Origin of the sequence: Ancylobacter dichloromethanicus (assembly GCF_018390645.1) — a bacterium.
GTDB lineage: Bacteria > Pseudomonadota > Alphaproteobacteria > Rhizobiales > Xanthobacteraceae > Ancylobacter > Ancylobacter dichloromethanicus.
In genome coordinates this window covers 29,636-47,717 of record NZ_JAHBGC010000021.1, presented here as the reverse complement: position 1 = coordinate 47,717, position 18,082 = coordinate 29,636, and the positions used below count along the sequence as shown (strand labels likewise).

Here is an 18,082-nt window from a genome sequence, read left to right as displayed (position 1 = left end):
CTGCATCGCAGCCGCCGTCATCTTCTGGCTCTGATCAATGAGTCCTGAGCCTAGGCGCCGGACGCCTGTTCAAGCAGGGCACGCAGATCCGCCGCCGAAAGCGGGCGGGGATTGGTGGCGGCGCTGTGATCGGCCAGCGCCCGCTCGACCAGCCAGTCCATCCGGTCGCGAGGAACGCCCAGCGCCGCCAGGTCGGCCGGAATGCCGAGCCGGCGGTTCAGCCGGTCGAGTTCCTCCGCAAGATCGGCCGACGCCGCGAGGCCGAGCGCGGTGTTGAGGCGCTCGGCCTTGTCGCCGATCGCCGGCCGGTTGAAGCGCAGGACCGCGGGCATCAGCAGCGCGTTCAGCGTGCCGTGGTGCAGGTTCGGTTCGCCAAGACCGCCCAGCGCATGGGAGAGGGCGTGGACCGCGCCCAGCCCCTTCTGGAAGCTGAGCCCTCCCTGCAGCGATCCCATCATCAGTTCGCGCCGTGCCACGACGTCGCCGCCATCGTCGAAGGCGCGCCCGACATGCCTCCAGATGCGCCCGGCGCCGTCGAGGGCGATGGCGTCGGCGGGCGGGTTGTAGCGCGGCGACAGGAAGGTCTCGACGCAATGCGAGAGCGCATCGAGCGCGGTGGCGGCGGTGAGGAAGGGCGGCAGCCCGTAGGTCAGTTCGGGATCGCACACGGCCTTGCGCGGAAAAAGGTGAGGACTGATGAAGCCGAGCTTGCGCCCGTCGGCGAGGGTGAGAAGAGCCGCGCGGCCCACTTCCGCGCCCGTTCCCGACGTCGTCGGCACCGCGACGACGGGCGCGACGGCCGGGGTGATGCGGCCGAGCCCGCCATAGATGACGGCGTAGCGCTCCAGTGGCCCCTCGTGGGTGGCGAGCAGGGCGACGCCCTTGGCGAGATCAATCGGCGACCCGCCGCCCAGCGCGACAATGCCGTCGGCGCCGCTGTCGCGATAGGCCGCCAGCGCGGCGAGGACCGCCGCCTCGGTGGGGTTGGACGGCACATCGAGGAACACCGCCGAACCGGGCGGACACAACGCCTCCACGCGTGCCACCAGCCCGGTGGCGGCGAGGCCGCGGTCGGACACGATGAGCGGCCGGCGAATGCCGGCATCGGCGAGATACCCGTCGAGACGGGCGATCACCCCTTCGCCGAACTCGATGGTCGTCAGATAGGTGATGGTGCCCTGCACGGCCTTTCCCCTTTCAGATGGCACGGACAAGCCGGACGATAGCGTCACGCCGCCCGGGGATCGGTCCGCGGGATCCCGGCCTTGACCACATTGCCGAGCAGGGCCGCATCCGGCAGGCCACGCTGCAGCACCTCGCGGGCGCGGAAAAGCCCGTCGAGATCAATGCCGGTCGCGAAACCCATGCTTTCCAGCATGAAGACGAGGTCCTCGGTGACGATGTTGCCGGAGGCGCCGGGGGCGAAGGGGCAGCCGCCGAGGCCGGCCAGCGCCGAATCGAAGGCGCGGATGCCTTCCTCCAGGCCCGCCAGCGCATTGGCGAGGCCGAGGCCCATCGTGTCGTGCAGATGCAGCCGGTCGAGCACCGCGCCTATCTCGCCGCCCACCGCGCGGATGGTGTCGCGAATCTGCGCCGGGTTGCCGTAGCCGACCGTATCGGCCAGCACCAAGCCGTCCACCCCGGCTTCGGCGAGCGCCGCGGCGACCCTGACCACGCGGTCCACCGGAATGCGCCCCTCGATGGAACAGCCGAAGGCCGTGGCGCAGCCGGCATCGACCTTCATCGGCCGCTCCTGCGCCCGCACCCACTCCACGATGGCACGCACTTCGGCCACCTGTTCCAGGCTGCCCTTGTTGGTGTTGGCGCGGCTGTGCCCCTCGCTCACCGATACCGGGACGATCACGACGTCGGCGCCGCTTTCATAGGCACGCTGGGCACCTTTCAGATTCGGCACCAGCGCGGCGACGGTAAACCCGCCCATGGCACGGCTCGCGCGCACCACCTCGGCCGTGTCGGCCATTTGCGGGATGAGCTTCGGCGGCACGAAGCTGCCGACCTCGATCTCCCGGAGACCGGCAGCGACGAGCGAAGCCATCCATTCGATCTTGACCTCCGTCGGCATGATCGAGGCCGCCATCTGCAACCCGTCGCGCGGGCCGACCTCGCACACTTTCACCGTCTCGCCCATCGCTGCAGCCTCCCGGAGATTTATATTTGAAACGTTTTCCTTCCAGAGCCTAAGAGGACGACCCGGCGTCGGTCAAGCGTGAAGGCGGGCACCACCGCGACCGCAGCGGGCGGGATTGAACACTCTCGCGGCACGGCCGGGAGACGTGGACGAGCGCCGGCCAGCGTGCGAACGCCATCGCGCGGTGGCCGCAGATCGGCTAAGCATGGAACGTTCTCGCGCTCCGGGAACGCATTGCGAGTGCCGACCATGGATGAAAGCAAGCCCGGCAGGGTTGCGCCGACCCGCGCGACGATCAGCGACGTGGCACGCCAGGCAGGCGTGTCGATCGGCACCGTTTCGCGCGTGCTCAACAAGGCGCGCAACGTGAAGCCGGCGCTGCAGCGCCGCGTGCTCGACGCCGCCGCCGCGCTGGACTACCGGCCGGACAGTTTCGCCCAGGGCATGCGCTCGAAGAAGACCCATGTGATCGGCGTCATCGTGCCCGACCTGCGCAATCCGCTGTCCTCCGAGGCGGCGGCCGGCGTCGAGGAGGAACTGACCCAGCAGGGCTATTCGTTCTTTCTCGCCAACTCCCGCTATGAGCGCGGCCGCGAGGAGAACATCCTCAACGAATTCGCCCGCCGGCGCGTGGACGGCATCATCGCCATCCTCGCCCGCGACCAGGACCCGCGCACCGTGGAGCAACTGCGCCGGCTGCCCATGCCCGTGGTGCTGCTCGAGCGCGAGATCGGCACCGAATTCGACGCCGTGCGCACCGACCAGGTGCAGGGCACCTACCGCGCCACCCGCTATCTGGCGGCGCTCGGCCACCGGCGCATCGCCCTCATCACCGTCCCCACCGACAACATGTCCGGCCGCTACCGATTCCAGGGCTATGCGGAAGCGCTGGCCGATGTCGGCACGGAGGTGAGCGCGGATCTGGTGCATATGGGCGGTTATACGCGCGACTATGCGGTGAACGCCGCCTATTCCGTGCTCTCCATGCGCAACAAACCGACCGCGCTCATCGTCTCCGGCGGCATGCTGCCCGGCGTGCTCGACGCCATGCGCCAGCTCAACCTTTCCATCCCCGACGAACTCTCGCTGGTGGTGCTGGGAGATACCGAATTGGCCGCCCTCACCCGCCCCGGCATCACCGCCATCCGCTACGACTGGGCGCAGACCGGGCGGGTGGCGGCGCGCCTGACCATCTCGCGCATCGGCGGCAGCGAAACGCCGCCGGAGCGGGTGATCGTCCCTTATGAGTTCATCCTGCGCGAATCCTGCCAGGAACTCGCTCCCGGAGACTAGCTCGCGACGAGGACGGGCGACGCCGGCAGCAGCGGATGGGCGCTCGCCCGCGCATAGGCCTCGTCCATCAGCCGCATGATCGGAACCATGTCGGAAAGGCTGGCCAGCGGGGGCTGCCCCTCGCGCACGCGCCGCAGCACGTCGCCCACGAAGGTGCGGTAATGCGGGACATTGGTGGTGAGCGAGGGCCATTGGCGGGACGTGCCGTCATTGGCGAGGCTTTCCACCGTCTGCGTGTCGTGGGCGATGGTGTAGGTGCGGGGCGAGCGGAGCGCGTAGTGCATGTCGAAATTGCTGGTCGGGGCGGGGTAGAGATAGCCGGTCTCGACCACGCACAGGGCGCCCGCGCGCTCGAAGGTGACGACCGAATAGTCCTCCACCCGCTCGCGCCAGGCATGATTGGCCATGGTGGCGTTCAGCACCCGCACATCCGGCCCGAGAAGGCTGAGCGCGAGGTCGAAGAAGTGCACGGCGAGATTGATGGTGCAGCCGCCGCCGGACAGTGACGGATCAAGCATCCAGTCGCAGCCCGCCTGACGGTAGCGAGCGGGAAAGCCCGCGATGAAGCGGAAGCTGGCATAGCTGAGATCGCCCTCCTCCTTCAGCGTTTCGAGGTACCGGGCGAAGTCGCCATTGCGGAAGACCAGCGGAACGGCCGCAAAGGCCCCCGCGCGGGCGGCCAGACCGGCGATCGGCTCCACATCGGCGGCGCTCAGGCCGCACGGCTTCTCCAGCGCGAAGGGAATGCCCTCCTCGATCAGGAACCGGGCCTGTTCCGGCATGTCGGCGTGGCGGCCGAGGGCGAAGACGAAGTCGGGGCGCAGGCGGCGGCACAGCGCGCGGTAGTCGGTGTCGCCGGGACAGCCGAGCCGCTGCGTGAGGCGCGCGACCGCGCCTTCGTCCGGATCGGCGATGCCCGCGAGTTCGACGCCGGAGAGGTCCAGCAAAGGCAGCAGGTACAGATCGAGGTGCCAGTGCGACGCCCCGATAAAAACGATTTTCATTCTGTTTTCCTCCCATGCGACGGCGCCGGACAGTGCCTTCGTTCCTTCATTCGTTCAGCCTTCCGGCCGCAGGGCGATTTCCGCCCTCGCGTTCAGTGTGCCATGCCTCATCAATCTTGAAAACGTTTCATAGATGCGTACAGTGGAGATCAAGAAGGCACGCCCGGAACAGGAGCGCGCCGCCCGCCCGCAAGGCGGCAGAAGAAGAAGCAAGGCGAGGAGACACGCATGGCTGTTGACGAACTGGTGGACCACATCACCCCCGAGGTGCGTGCCGTGATCGGCGCGCGCTCCGACTGGCTGGAGGCGCCGCACCCGGTGGAGGCGAGCGAGGTGCGCCGCTTCTTCCAGGCGCTGATGGATCCCAATCCGCGCTTCTGGGACACGGCCCACGCCGCCGGCACGCGCTATGGCGACGTCGTCGCCCCGCCCGGCTTTCCCGTCCACGCCTTCCGCCGGCCGGCGGAGGAACTGAACGATTCGCTGGCCGCCGCCGGCGATCCGGATTTCGACGGCGTCTCGCGCGCCATGCGGCCCGGCCTTCCCAAGCTGCCTGTCCCGCTCTCGGGCATCCTCAACGGCGGCTACGAATACGAGTTCTTCAGCTACCCCAAGGTGGGCGAGCGCATCCAGTGCCGCTCGGCCTATCTCGACATCTACCAGAAGCTGGGCAAGGCCGGGCCGATGGTGCTCGTCGTCATCGAGGACGAGTACCGCACCGCCGACGGCCGCCCGCTGCTGAAGTCCCTGAACACCATGATTATGAGATAAGCCATGGCCGAGACCGTGTATTTCGAAACCGTCGCCGTCGGCGACGACATCCCCGTGCTCGCCAAGGGGCCGATGACCACCGCGCACATCATCCGCTGGTCCGCCGCCATGGAGAACTGGCACAAGATCCATTACGACTGGCGCTATGCCACCGGGCATGACGGCCTGCCCGACGTGCTCATCAACGGCTCGTGGAAGCAGCATGTGCTGGCGCAGGTGCTTGTCGACTGGGCCGGCGAGACCGGCTGGCTGTGGAAGATGAACTTCCAGTATCGCGGCATGAACATCCCCGGCGATACGCTCGCGGCCTGGGGCAGGGTCACCAGCCGGAGCCAGCGCGGACGCTTCGGCGTCGTCGACCTCGACATCGGTCTGAAGGACCAGAACGGCAAGGAAGGCTCCCCCGGCACCGCCAGCGTGGTGCTGCCGCTGCGCGACGGCCCGCCGGTGCCCTACCCGTTCGATCCGGCCGCGCTGAACTGAGGCGCACGAGCGCCCCTGCCTCAGCCGCCTTTCCAGGACGACCTCCCGAACGAACTTCCGGCCAGCGCATGCGCTGGCCGGTCTTCTGTGCGGGACGGGGCGATCAATAGGGCGCGTAACTGTTCGCCATGTCGAAATAGGGTGCCGCCTCGCCGAAGACCGACACGTCCAGGGCGACCTGCCGGGGCGCATCCAGCCCGACCATCACCAGAAAGTCGACGCCGCCCCCCCTCGGATAGGCGAAGACCCGGAGCTGGACCGTCCCGGGCTTGCCGGCAAAGGATGCCTTCGCCCCGGCGATCACCGCCTCACCCAGCCCGGCCGGCACGCCGCTGAAGCGCAGCAGCAGTGTGCGCACGCTTGGCACCGTCACCTCGTCGCCGGGGAAGATCTGCTCGCCGGCCGAGCGGTACACCTTCACCCGGCTGGTCACGCGCCGGGTCCACGGGCTCGCGCGATCCGCAGAGACGCGCAGATAGGATTCGGTCTCCAGCACCGCCTCGTTCACCATGTCGTACATGGCGAGATATTTCGGATGGCCGTCGATGCAGACATAGCGCCGCCCGCTCTCGAAGCCCTCGACCGCCACGCGCTCGGGCACATGCTCGGTGTCGTACCAGGCGTTGAACTCGTCCTCGAAGGCCGGCGGCGGCTGCATCAGGACGAGGAGAAAGCCTTTATTGCCCATGGTCACACTCCGGAAGATCAGGCGGGATCGACCTCGCGGCCGATGAAGTCCAGCGCCAGTTCCGCGAAGCGGCCGGGCTGCTGGTAGGGAACGAAATGCGCGGCGTCCTCCATGACGCGGCACTGGGCGTGCGGCACGAGGGCGGCGACCGCCTCGGTACGCTCCATCGGCAGCAGCACGTCATGCCGGCCGGGTACCAGCAGGCAGGGACAGGCGACACGGACGAAGGCCGCGGCCGCATCCGCCTCGGCCGCCGCCAGCAGCGCCCGCGCATAAGCCTCGGGATCCTGCGCGGCGAAACGATTCATGTAGCGCAGGTAGCGCCCGTCGCGCGGCTGTTCGAGGAAGGCGCGCTCGACCGCACCCGGCAGCACCGCCTCCATGCCGCCCGCGCGCACGGCCTCGGCCCGCGCCGCCAGCATCTCGCGCGCGGCAGGGGCGCTGGCCGGGGTGGGATTGGCGAGAACCAGCGCCGCGACCGCCTCCGGATGGGCCGCTGCATAGACGCCGGCGGTCATCGTCCCGACCGCGCAGGCAACGACGGCAAGCCGTTCGATTCCCAGCCCCTGTCGCAACGCCTCCAGCGCGGCGACCTGCGCGTCGAGCGACACCGGCCGCCCGGGATCGGGGCTGTCGCCGGCGCCGGGAAGATCCACCGCCAGCGTGGCCGCGCGCCCGTCGACGGCCCTCACGAAGTCGTCCCAGAAGGTCAGGTCGGCGCCCATCGGATGGACGAGCAGCAGCGCGAGGTCGCGGCGAGCCCCGGTGAGCACATGCGACAGCAAGGGTTCCATCTTCGCCGCACCTAGGCCGCGCCGACCGGACGGCCGGCCAGGAAGTCGCCGACCGTCTCGGTGAACAGGCCGCTGGTCTCAAGCTGCATCATGTGCGGCGCACCGGGCAGGACCGCACGCCGCGCGCCGGGAATGGCGGCGGCCAGCGCGGCGGAGGCGGCCGGCGAGGTGGCGGCGTCCTGCGCGCCGGCCACGACGAGCGTCGGGACGTCGAGGGTGCCGAGCCGGGGCAGGGCGTCGAAGCCGCTGATCGCCCGCCAGCCCTCCGCCCAGGCCCTGACGGTGTTGGAACGCAGCCGCGCACGCACCCGCTCCACCACCGGATTGTCGACGAAGCCAGGGGTGAACCACCGCTCGATGGTCAGGGCGACGATGGATTCCATGCCGTCCCGCTCGGCCGCCGCGCCCCGCTCGCGCAGGGCCTCGCGGGCCTCGGCCGGGATGCCGCCGGGACAGCCGCACAGGATGAGCCGGGAGACGCTCTCGGGATGTTCCAGCGCCAGCGTCTGCGCGACCATGCCGCCGAAGGACAGCCCCAGCACCGCGGGCCGGCGCAGGCCGTGGCGCCGGATCGACTGCCGCACATCGGCGGCGTAGGCTTCGATTGGCACCGCGCCGGCGCCGAGCGGAGAGCCGCCGAAACCACGCAGATCGAGCCGCAGAACGCGGTGCGAGTGGGCGAGCATGGCCGGCATCGCGCCCCAGAAGGAACTGTCCAGCCCGACCGGATGCAGAAGAACGAGTTCCTCGCCGGAGCCCTCGACGATACCGTGCAGCTCGACCACTTCCATAGCTGGCTTACTCTTCGGGCGGCGGCACCGGGACCGGCACGGCAGCACAGGATTAATGTCGACCGACTTATCGGACAACGGCTTTACAATGCCCGAAACTCTTCAGGATACGCTATATAGTGTCGACAGAATTGGCTCTTTCTCCACATCCTGTCAAGAGAAGACGGGGCCGCTCGCGCCGCCGCTTCCACCGCATCGGACAGGCGGCTTCCGCTCCCGGGACCGGCTTGCTGCGCCGCTGCACGTAAGCCTACAGTGCACCCTGTTCCCCGACAGGGCGACCGGAATTGACGCCCCGTTCAACCCCCTGACCCCGCCGTGAAAAAGCCGACCGCCCGCTCAGCGACCGTCACCATCAAGCATGTCGCCCGGCACGCGGGCGTCTCGCTCGGCACGGTGTCGCGCGTGCTGAACCGTGCGGGCAATGTCGATGCCGCGCTGCGCCGGCGGGTTGAGGAAGCGATACTCAATCTCGGCTACGAGCCCAATCCCGTGGCCCAGAGCCTGCGCTCGCGCCAGAGCCGGGTCATCGGCGTGCTCATGCCGGACATACAGAACCCCCTCACCGCCGCCGCCGTCACCGGCCTCGAGCCGGTTCTGACGCGGGCCGGCTACACGCTGTTCCTGGCGAACTCGCATTCCGACCGCGAGCGCGAAAGCGACGTGCTGGAACAGTTCAAGCGCCGGCGGGTCGACGGCGTCATCGTCATGGTCGCGAACGACAATGACGAGGCCACCCGCGCCCAGCTCCGCGACTTCTCGGTGCCGCTGGTCATGATGGAGCGGGTGATCGACCTCGACGTCGATTGCGTCCTGACCAACCAGTATGACGGCACCTACCGCGCCACCCGCTATCTCCTCGGGCTCGGCCACCGGCGGATCGGCCTGATTACGGTGCCCGCCATCACCCATTCGGGACGCGAACGCCTGCGCGGATTCGAATCGGCCTTCACCGATCTCGGCTTGGACGTGCCGCGCGACCTGATCCACTCCGGCGGGCGCCAGCATCCCTATGGCCGCGACGCCGCCTATTCCTCGCTGATCGGCCGCGACCCGGCCACGGCGATCGTGGCCAGCGGCGGCCACCTCGCCGGCGTCATCGAAGCCGTGCGCCTGCTCAATCTCAGCGTGCCCAGGCATCTGTCGCTGGTGACGCTGGGCGACACCGAGCTTGCCGCCCTCATCGAGCCGCCGATCACCGCCATACGCTATGATTGGGCTGCGACCGGACGCTGCGCGGCCGAGCTGCTGCTGGACCACCTCGCCGGCGGTCACGGCTCCACCCGGCAGCGGATCACCGTTACCCATGAATTCATCATCCGCGGCTCCTGCGCGGCGCCGGGCGCCAAGACCCCGCGCGCCGGCTAGCGCGGCCGGACTTCCCGCCCGTCACCCGGCGACCTTCTCGCAATTCAGTGATGAACCGTTTCATTTCTTTCTTGCCACATGCTTTGACCCGGCCTATCGTTCATTCAAAGCGACCTGCACAGACAGGCACGGACGTCGCCGGCGGCATCGGTTCCCGACCGATCCCGCACAGGACGGCGCCAACCAGGAGGAAGCCATGTCCCAGCCCGGAACGCCGCGCTGTCGCGCGGCGACGCGCGCCCCAGATACCCGACACATCCGCCCGGCGTCACCGACGCAGAAGACCGGCGCCGCACTCGGCGTCGCCTCCCCGGCCGTACGTCCGCCTATCGGGCGTCCGCTTGCCGCGCTCCCCGCCGCCCGGGGCGGCTCCGCCTTCTACCCCGCCCTTCCCGCCGTCAGCGAGCCGTTTCCCCATGCTTGACGTTTCCCGCTCCGCCACGCACCTCGCCCGCCATGGCAACGGCCATGCCGGCGCGGCGCCGTTTCTGCGCGTTACCGGCATCGACAAGCATTTCGGTAGCTTCCGGGCCCTTTCCAATGTGACGCTGGACGTGGAGACGGGCGAATTCGTCTGCTTCCTCGGCCCGTCGGGATGCGGCAAGTCGACCTTGCTGCGCATCATCGCTGGCCTCGAACGCCAGAACGCCGGTGCGATCCACAGCCTCGACCAGGACATCTCCGACCTGCCGCCGGCACAGCGCCAGTTCGGCATCCTGTTCCAGTCCTACGCGCTGTTTCCCAACCTCAATGTACGGGAGAACATCGTCTACGGTCTGCGCAACCGGCGGCTGGCGGCCCGTGAAATCGATTCCAGGCTGAATGAACTGCTCGAACTGATCGACCTGAAGGGTTCGGAGCGCAAATACCCGGCCCAGCTTTCCGGCGGCCAGCAGCAGCGCGTCGCCCTCGCCCGCGCCATCGCGCCCTCGCCGCGTCTGCTGCTGCTCGACGAGCCGCTGAGCGCCCTCGATGCCAAGGTGCGCGTCCATCTGCGCCAGCAGATCCGTGATCTCCAGCGCCGGCTCGGCCTCACCACCATCATGGTCACCCATGACCAGGAGGAGGCGCTGAGCATGGCCGACCGCGTGGTGGCGATGCGCGACGGCGAAGTCGAGCAGATCGGCACGCCTACCGAGATCTACCACACGCCGCGCAGCCTCTTCGTCGCCGGCTTCGTTGGCAAGATGAACATCCTCCCGGGCCATGTGAGCGAAGGCCGGCTCACGGTGGGCAGCCTCGCCTTCCCGATTCCCGCCCCTTATGACACGCCGGAGAACCAGGGCGACGTCATCGCCTGCCTGCGGCCGGAACAGATCCGCCTGCGCACGCTGGCCGGCGGCGCACCCGGCGACACCCTTCCCGGACAGGTGACGCATCTCGAATTTCTCGGCTCGTTCTGGCGCGCCAGCCTCATTGTGCCGGCACTCGGAAATGCCGAAGTGTCGGCGGACCTGTTAAGCCGCGACATGGCGGAACTGTCGCTGACGGTAGGCGAACGCGTCGGCGTCGGCCTTCCGCGGGAGCGCTTCGCGGTGTTCCCGGCGGCCCAGTCCGGGCAGATCCGCGAGGCGGCGCGGCCATGAGTGATCTCACCACCCACCCCCTCCCCGCGCTGCGCCCCGGGATCGACTGGGAGAAGATCACCCGGCTGGTGACCGGCGCGCTGATGCTCGCCGCCGCGCTCGTCATCATCGTGCTACCCCTCTACGCGCTGCTGTCGCAGAGCTTCGAGAACCGCGACGGCGAATTCGTCGGCCTTGCGAATTTCGTCAGCTACGCCAGCGATCCCATCCTGCGCCAGTCGGTCATCAACAGCCTGTGGGTCGCCACCCTGACGGTGGCGCTGGTGGTGCCGCTCGGCTTCCTGTTCTCCTATGCCCTCACCCGCAGTTGCATGCCGCTGAAGGCGCTGTTCAAGGGCATCGCGCTGCTGCCGATCCTCGCCCCCTCGCTGCTGCCGGCGATCGCGCTGATCTACATCTTCGGCAATCAGGGCTATCTGAAATGGCTGATGTTCGGCCATTCCATCTACGGGCCGGTCGGCATCATCATGGCGCAGGTGTTCCACTGCCTGCCCTTCGTCGTGCTCATCATGACCACGGCGCTGGCAACCGCCGATGCGCGGCTGTACGAGGCGGCGGAAACACTGAATACCTCCCGCTGGCGCATCTTCTGGACCATTACCTTTCCCGGCGTGCGCTACGGGCTGATTAACGCCAGCTTCGTGGTCTTCACCACTGCCATCGTCGATTTCGGCATCGCCAAGGTGATCGGCGGCAAGTTCAACATGCTGGCCGTCGACGTCTACCGGCAGATCATCGGCCAGGCGAACTTCCAGATGGGAGCGGTGATTGGCGTCATCCTCCTGTTCCCCGCCGTCCTGACCTTCGTGGTCGAGCGCGTGACCTACAAGCACCAGACTTCGCAGCTCAGCTCGCGCGCGGTGATGCTGGAGCCCAGGCCGTCGCGCCTGTTCGACCGCCTCATGCTCGCGGTGGCGGCACTGGTGTCGATCCCGATCCTCGGCATTATCGGCACCGCCGTGTTCGCTTCCCTCGTCACGCTGTGGCCCTACAACCTGTCGCTTTCGTTCGACAATTTCGATTTCGGCGCCTTCGATCCGGGCGGCTGGCTGTCCTACTGGAACAGTGTCGAGATGGCGGCATGGACGGCGCTGTTCGGCACCCTCATGGCCTTCTGCGGGGCCTATCTGACGGAGAAGCACCGCAAGGGCTCGCGGGTGCTGCTGGGCTACCACGTCGTGGCGATGGTGCCGCTGGCGGTGCCCGGCATCGTGCTGGGCCTCGGCTACGTGTTCTTCTTCAACCTGCCGAACAACCCGCTCAACGTGATCTACGGCACCATGGCGATCATGGTGATGTGCACGATCGGCCACTACTACACGGTGCCGCATCTGATGGCGCTGACGGCGCTGAAGCAGATCGACAACGAGTTCGAGGCCGCCTCCCAGGCGCTCGGCGTCTCCTTCTGGACCACGCTGCGACGGGTGACGATCCCGATCTCGATCCCCGCCATCATCGACATCGCGACCTTCTTCTTCGTCAACGCGATGACCACGGTGGCGGGCGTGATCTTCATCTATGCCTCCACCACCAAGGTGGCTTCGATCGCGGTGGTGGCGCTCAACGACACCGGCGACGACGGCGCCGCCTGCGCCATGGCGCTGATGATCCTCTACACCTCCGCCGGGGTGAAGCTGCTGCAGGTGCTCGTCACCAAGGTGCTGCTGCGCAGCCAGCAGCAATGGCGCTCCAGCCTGCGCGAAGCCTGAACGCCGGCCGCGCGGGACCGCTCACCACGCCGTCATCCGACCAACGACACGACCACAAATGTCGAGACCGATATGAATCGTTTCACACCGCCTCCCTTCCGTGGCCCGCTGGCCGGTCTCAAGGTGCTTGAGCTGGGCTCCGACATCTCCGTCGCCTTCGGCGCGCGCCTGCTCTCCGATCTCGGTGCCGAGGTGGTCAAGGTCGAGCCGCCGGAAGGGGATGCGCTGCGCGCCGAGGCGCCGCTGACCGCGCGGGGAGAAAGCGCGCTCTTCGCCTATCTCAACCGCGGCAAGGCTCTGGTGAGCGTCGACGCCGCCGGCGCCGGAGGCCGGGAACTGCTGGGCGACCTCGCCGGGCAGTGCGACCTCGTGCTCGCCACCGACGCCGCCCTGCGCGACGGGACTGAGAATTGCACGCGGCGCCCCGCCACGCTGGTGGTCTCGGGCCAGGGGCTGACGGGCCCCGGAACCGGACGCCCGTCCTCCTCCTTCATCCAGCAGCACGCCAGCGGCTTCGCCTTCCATCAGGCGAGCCCGGTCACCGACCCGGAAGCCACGCCCCCGGTGGGCTGCGCCGACTTCGAGGGCGACATGGCCGGCGGCCTCGTGGTCGCCATCGCCGCGCTCTGGGCGGTGGAGGCCGCGGACGGCGCGCGGCCCGGGCCGCTGGTCGACCTCTCGCATGAGGACCTGCTCGTCTACATGCTGGTCGAGCCCTTCGCCGACTGGCAGGCCGGAATGGACGTCACCGACCGGCGCCGCGATCCGGGCAAGGGCCTTACCATCGCCGGCGGCCTCGTCTGGTATCTGCCCTGCGCCGACGGCGCGGTGATGGTGTCGCCGCGCGAGGATCATCAATGGGCACGCTGGTGCGAGGTAATGGGTCATCCCGACTGGACGCAGGATGCCAGCCTGTGCGGCGACCGCGTGGTGCGCACGGCGAACGCCGCGCGGTTGCAGGAGCTGATGGCGCGATGGTCGACGACGCAGCGCAACCGCGACGTCGTCGAGGCTGCCAAGCAGGCGCGGGTGGCCTGCTTCCCCGTCAGCACCCCGCGCGACCTGATCGAGAACGTCCAGCTCCGGGCGCGCCGGTTCTTCGACGAGGTCCGCTTCGCCGACGGCACGGCGCTGCCGATGCCTGCCCTACCCTTCCGCTTCATCACCCAAAGCGGCGAGGAGATGGCGCGCGGTGGCGAAAGGCCGGCGCCCGGAAAGGCCGGCGACGGAGGCGACCTTCTCGACACCCTGCTCGCCGGCCGCGGCGGAGCACCCAAGCGCAGCGCCGTGGGAGGCATGTGATGAACCCGCTCGCCCTCGAAGGCATCCGCGTCGTCGACTTCAGTTGGGTCATGGCCGGGCCGATGACCACCAAGATGCTCGGTGCCATGGGCGCCGAGATCATCAAGATCGAATCCTCGACCCGGCCGGAATTCTCGGTCCGCGACGGCATGTTCTCGGTCATCAACAACAACAAGAAGAGCTGCACGCTCAACATCACCACGCCCGAGGGGCAGGAGCTGATCCGCGAGCTGGTGCGCTCCAGCCATGTGGTGGTGGAGAACTTCTCCTCGCGCGTGCTCGCCAAATACGGCCTGTCCTACGACATGCTGCGCGAGATCAAGCCGGACATCATCTTCGTCTCCGCCTCCGGCATGGGCCGGACCGGGCCGGAGAAGGACCTCCTCGCCTATGGCTCGCTGCTGCAGGGCTATAGCGGCCGCGTCGGCATGATCGGCGAGCCGAACGCGGCGCTGGAGGCGATGGGCATATTGCCGGCCTGGACCGACCCGATCACCGCGCTGTGGGAGACCACCGCGATCCTCGCCGCCATCCGCCACTGGCGCAAGACCGGACAGGGCGCCTATGTCGACCTGTCCATGCTGGAGGCCACCGTCGCCTTGCTCCCCGAGGCGCTGCTGCACGCCGCGCTCGGGCGCGACGTGCCCGAGCCGCGCAGCACTACCGAGACCGGCGCCGCGCCGTCGGGCTGCTTCCGCTGCGCAGGCGAGGACAACTGGCTGGCGCTTTCGGTCCGGACCGACGCCGAATGGCGCGGCCTGTGCCGGGCCATGGCCGATGCCGACCTCGACGGTCAGCCCTTCGCGGCGACGGCCGAAGCACGTCTCGCGGCCAAGGACGAGCTGAATGCGCGCGTGGCGGGATGGCTGCGCTCGCGCGACGCGCGCTCCATCGAGGCGGCGCTTCAGGCCGAAGGCGTCCCGGCCTCACGCTCGCGCCACATGGCGGAGATCGTCGCCGACCCGCACATGCGCGAGCGGGTGATGTTCCGCGACATCGGGGGCGAGACGCAGATGGCGACGCTGCCCTGGCTCGCCGATGAGGGCTGGCGCGGCGCCTTCGCGCCGACGCCGGCCATCGGTCAGGACAATGATTATGTGTTCGGCACGCTTCTCGGCCTTTCCGCCGAGCGCCGTGCCGCGCTTGCCGAAGCCGGGACGATCCGCTGACGCGGCCGCCCGGCCAGACGTCCAACCAGAACGATCCGCCTCAAGGCGGGCATCATGGGCATTGGAAACAAGGAGGAAAACATGCGTAGCTTTGCTTGCCTGCTGTCGACCACCGCGGCGGCGGCGCTCGTCGTCGGCGTCGTCGCGCCCGCCGCGGCGAAAACCCAGCTCACCGTCTATTCGACGCTGCAGAAGGAAGTGCTGACGCCTTACGAGCAGGCGTTCGAGAAGGCCCATCCCGACATCGACATCACCTGGGTGCGCGATGCCGGCGGTGTCATCCATGCGCGCCTGCTCGCCGAGCGCGACAACCCGCGCGCCGACGTGCTGTTCGGCGTGCCGGTGACCAACATCGTGTCGCTGGCCCGCGACGGGCTCATCGAGCCCTACGCGCCCGCGGATTACAAGAAGTTGCAACCGATGTTCCGCGACAAGAACGACCCACCTTACTGGACTGGGCTCGAAATGTACCTGAACATCGTGTGCTTCAACACGGTGGAGGCCGAGAAGCGCGGCATTCCCAAGCCCAAGACCTGGGCCGATCTGGCCGATCCGGTCTACAAGGGCCAGATCGCCATGCCGAACCCGACCATGTCCAACACCGGCTATGGCTATGTGCATAGCTGGATCCAGAAGATGGGCGAGGAAAAGGCCTGGGCCTTCCTCGACAAGCTGCACCAGAACGTCTCGGTCTACACCAACTCGTCCTCGACCCCCTGCAAATATGCCGCGACCGGCGAGTATGTGGTCGGCCTCTCCACCGATCTCACCGGCCCGTTCCTGAAGACCAAGGGCGCCCCCATCGACCTGCTGGTGCCCAGCGACGAGACCGCCTGGGACATCGAATCCACCGCCATGGTGAAGGGCAGCCGCAATCCCGAAGCCGCCAAGATCCTCATCAACTGGGGCGCCAGCCGCGAGGCCCATGAGCTGTTCAACAAGTATTACGGCTCCGTCGGCATGGACGGCATCAATGGCGGCCCGCCGAACTCGATCCCGGACGGGGCGAAGAAGGCGCAGGACTACAGCGTCGAATGGTCGATCGACAACCGCACGCCGATCCTGACGGAATGGGCGAAGCGCTACGATTCCAAGTCGGAACCGAAGTCGAACTGATCGCGAGCTGGATGTATCGACACGCTACGATCGTCGATACGCTGCAATCCCTGGGACCCCGGCGCGCCGGGGTCCTTTTTCTATGGCTGAAGAAGCGATTCACATGAACCCGGCCGAAGACGACCTCGCCCCCTTCCTCCACGCCCGCAGCGGTCGCCCGCGCTGGGTGCCCGTGCCCGAGGCCCGGCGACCGCGCGACATGGCCGAGGGCTATCGGCTCCAGCACCGCCTCCACGCCGCGCTGGCGGCGCAGGGGATACACCATGTCGGCTACAAGATCGGCTGCACCTCGATGGCCGGCCAGCGCAGCTTCGGCCTCGACGAACCGGTCTATGCCGGCATCTTCGACACGACCCGCGCCGCCACGCTGCGGGAGGCGCTCGTCGCCCCCCTACTCGCGCCGATGGTGGAATGCGAGATCGCCTTCGTCATGGGCGCCGGCCTCGACGGAGATGCTGACCTCTCCGACGACGCGCTCGGCGCGGCGGTGGCCACCGCCCATGTCGCCTGCGAGGTGGTCGACGCGCGCTATGGCGTCCCGCCGCCCGAAATCGGGGCGCCGACGCTGCTGACGGATGATTTCCTCCATGTCGGCTTCGTGCTTGGCCCGCCCGCGCCGGACTGGCGGACCCTGCCCCTCGGCGCGCGGGCCGGCGCCATCGAGATCGACGGCGCCGTCCATGCCGGAAGCACGGCCGAGGTGCTGGCGCCGTTCGAGGCGCTGCGCTGGCTGGTGCGCAAGCTCGCCGCCAATGGCGAGCGGATGGAGGCCGGGGCGGTGGTCCTCACCGGCACGCTGGTCGCGCCGACGCCGATCCGCCTGCCGGCACGCCATGTCGCCATAGAGGTGGAAGGCTTCGGCCGGCTCGACCTGCGCGACTGAGCCCGCCGGTCAGGGCGCGAAGGCCGGCGTCTTCGCCGGGCGGCCGGCGAGCACCGCCAGCACATTGTCTACGCACAGGCGCCAGGCGGACTGCCGGCTTTCCACCGTGCAACCCGCCATGTGCGGGGAGAGCACGACATTGGGCATGGCGAACAGGGCCGGCGGCACCTGCGGTTCGAACTCGAACACGTCGAGCCCGGCACCGCCGAGATGGCCGCTCTCCAGCGCCGCGACGAGATCGTCGTTCTTCACCACCGGCCCGCGGGCGACATTGATGAGGATGGCGCCCTTCTTCATCTGCGTGAGCCGGCCGGCGTCGATCATGTGGCGCGTGGAGGCGTTGAGGGGGCAGTGCAGGCCCACCACGTCCGAGGAGGCGAGCAGCGCGTCCAGCGGCAGCCAGCCCGCCTCGCCTGTTTCGGACGGGGAGTGGTGCACGACCTCCATGCCGAAGGCCCGGACACGCTGCGCCACCTGCCGGCCAATGCCGCCATAGCCGACGACGCCGTAGCGCTTGCCGGCGAGGGACATGCCGTCCCAGCGCCCGCCGGGCATCCAGCCCTCCCCGGCCCAGCGACCGGAGCGGACATAGGCGTCCGCCTCCAGCAGGCGCCGGGTCAGCGCCAGCAGCAACCCCACCGTGTGCGTCGCCGTGTCGGCGGAATAAGCGTCGGGGCAGTTTGTGCCGATGACGGCGCGCGCACGCATCGCCGCCACGTCCATGTTGTCGAAGCCGGCGGCGGCATTGGCCACGACCTTCAGGCGCGGCGCCGCGTCGAGCAGCGCGTCGTCGATCTTCAGCTCGTTCTGGTTGATGATCGCCGTCGCCGCCCGCAGATGGGCGAGAACCTCGTCGCGGCGCATCGCCGTCGCCGGATGGTCGCCGAGGACGACGGTCGCGACCGCGCGGATCTCGTCGACCAGTGCGTCGGGAAGGCGGCTGGTGATGATGACGGTGTCGTTTGCCATAGTGTCC

17 protein-coding genes are annotated in these 18,082 nt (G+C 68.6%); 10 read left to right on the top strand and 7 right to left on the bottom strand.

What is annotated here, in order from left to right; genetic code table 11:
* Window positions 1–50: 50 nt before the first annotated feature.
* Both KHC23_RS14005 and KHC23_RS14000 read right to left on the bottom strand, forming a co-directional pair.
* Window positions 51–1,184 (bottom strand): iron-containing alcohol dehydrogenase, encoded by a 1,134-nt coding sequence (locus KHC23_RS14005; protein ID WP_213373292.1) that lies wholly within the window; start codon window positions 1,182–1,184, stop codon window positions 51–53.
* A gap of 44 nt (window positions 1,185–1,228) precedes the next feature.
* Entirely contained in the window at window positions 1,229–2,149 is a 921-nt protein-coding gene (locus tag KHC23_RS14000; RefSeq protein WP_213373291.1) for a hydroxymethylglutaryl-CoA lyase, read from the bottom strand.
* Between the two features lie 249 nt (window positions 2,150–2,398).
* Between KHC23_RS14000 and KHC23_RS13995 the strand changes: the two genes are divergently transcribed.
* Complete coding sequence (locus KHC23_RS13995; RefSeq protein ID WP_213373290.1) at window positions 2,399–3,442, top strand: LacI family DNA-binding transcriptional regulator; 1,044 nt, start codon at window positions 2,399–2,401, stop codon at window positions 3,440–3,442.
* On the opposite strand, the gene KHC23_RS13990 is transcribed toward KHC23_RS13995, so the two are convergent.
* Window positions 3,439–4,446, bottom strand: a complete 1,008-nt coding sequence (locus KHC23_RS13990; protein ID WP_213373289.1) for a Gfo/Idh/MocA family protein — start codon at window positions 4,444–4,446, stop codon at window positions 3,439–3,441. The two genes, KHC23_RS13995 and KHC23_RS13990, sit on opposite strands and share 4 nt — an antisense overlap.
* Window positions 4,447–4,674: 228 nt before the next feature.
* On the opposite strand from KHC23_RS13990, the gene KHC23_RS13985 reads away from it, so the two are divergent.
* Complete coding sequence (locus KHC23_RS13985; RefSeq protein ID WP_213373288.1) at window positions 4,675–5,217, top strand: FAS1-like dehydratase domain-containing protein; 543 nt, start codon at window positions 4,675–4,677, stop codon at window positions 5,215–5,217.
* 3 nt (window positions 5,218–5,220) lie between these two features.
* Complete coding sequence (locus KHC23_RS13980) at window positions 5,221–5,700, top strand: hotdog family protein (protein WP_213373287.1); 480 nt, start codon at window positions 5,221–5,223, stop codon at window positions 5,698–5,700.
* A gap of 103 nt (window positions 5,701–5,803) precedes the next feature.
* On the opposite strand, the gene KHC23_RS13975 is transcribed toward KHC23_RS13980, so the two are convergent.
* Genes KHC23_RS13975 through KHC23_RS13965 form a run of 3 tightly spaced genes read right to left on the bottom strand, consistent with a single transcriptional unit; the run spans window position 5,804 to window position 7,973 of the window.
* Window positions 5,804–6,388 carry a DUF4286 family protein gene (locus KHC23_RS13975; RefSeq protein ID WP_213373286.1) on the bottom strand — a complete coding sequence of 195 codons (585 nt, stop codon included), beginning with the start codon at window positions 6,386–6,388 and terminating at the stop codon, window positions 5,804–5,806.
* A gap of 17 nt (window positions 6,389–6,405) precedes the next feature.
* Entirely contained in the window at window positions 6,406–7,182 is a 777-nt protein-coding gene (locus KHC23_RS13970) for an alpha/beta fold hydrolase (protein ID WP_213373285.1), read from the bottom strand.
* Window positions 7,183–7,193: 11 nt separating this feature from the next.
* The gene (locus tag KHC23_RS13965; protein WP_213373284.1) at window positions 7,194–7,973 is read right to left on the bottom strand and encodes an alpha/beta fold hydrolase; all 780 of its coding nucleotides are present in this window, start codon (window positions 7,971–7,973) and stop codon (window positions 7,194–7,196) included.
* 318 nt (window positions 7,974–8,291) lie between these two features.
* Between KHC23_RS13965 and KHC23_RS13960 the strand changes: the two genes are divergently transcribed.
* The 7 genes from KHC23_RS13960 to KHC23_RS13930 all read left to right on the top strand — a co-directional run bounded on the left by KHC23_RS13960 (window position 8,292) and on the right by KHC23_RS13930 (window position 17,106).
* Entirely contained in the window at window positions 8,292–9,341 is a 1,050-nt protein-coding gene (locus KHC23_RS13960; protein ID WP_213373283.1) for a LacI family DNA-binding transcriptional regulator, read from the top strand.
* A 416-nt stretch (window positions 9,342–9,757) separates the two neighbouring features.
* Entirely contained in the window at window positions 9,758–10,927 is a 1,170-nt protein-coding gene (locus KHC23_RS13955) for a putative 2-aminoethylphosphonate ABC transporter ATP-binding protein (protein WP_213373282.1), read from the top strand.
* Window positions 10,924–12,636: a putative 2-aminoethylphosphonate ABC transporter permease subunit gene (locus KHC23_RS13950; RefSeq protein WP_213373281.1), complete on the top strand. Its 1,713-nt coding sequence runs from the start codon at window positions 10,924–10,926 to the stop codon at window positions 12,634–12,636. Before KHC23_RS13955 ends, KHC23_RS13950 begins: the two co-directional genes overlap by 4 nt.
* 72 nt (window positions 12,637–12,708) lie before the next feature.
* A complete protein-coding gene (locus KHC23_RS13945; protein ID WP_213373280.1) occupies window positions 12,709–13,938 on the top strand; it encodes a CoA transferase in 1,230 nt (409 codons plus the stop codon).
* The gene (locus KHC23_RS13940) at window positions 13,938–15,107 is read left to right on the top strand and encodes a CaiB/BaiF CoA transferase family protein (protein ID WP_213373279.1); all 1,170 of its coding nucleotides are present in this window, start codon (window positions 13,938–13,940) and stop codon (window positions 15,105–15,107) included. Before KHC23_RS13945 ends, KHC23_RS13940 begins: the two co-directional genes overlap by 1 nt.
* Window positions 15,108–15,188: 81 nt before the next feature.
* Window positions 15,189–16,223: an extracellular solute-binding protein gene (locus KHC23_RS13935; protein WP_213373278.1), complete on the top strand. Its 1,035-nt coding sequence runs from the start codon at window positions 15,189–15,191 to the stop codon at window positions 16,221–16,223.
* A gap of 103 nt (window positions 16,224–16,326) precedes the next feature.
* On the top strand, window positions 16,327–17,106 hold the full coding sequence (locus KHC23_RS13930) for a 2-keto-4-pentenoate hydratase (RefSeq protein ID WP_213373277.1): 780 nt from the start codon (window positions 16,327–16,329) through the stop codon (window positions 17,104–17,106).
* Between the two features lie 9 nt (window positions 17,107–17,115).
* Here the strand turns inward: KHC23_RS13930 and KHC23_RS13925 are convergent, their stop codons facing one another.
* Entirely contained in the window at window positions 17,116–18,075 is a 960-nt protein-coding gene (locus KHC23_RS13925; RefSeq protein ID WP_213373276.1) for a 2-hydroxyacid dehydrogenase, read from the bottom strand.
* Between the last annotated feature and the right edge of the window lie 7 nt (window positions 18,076–18,082).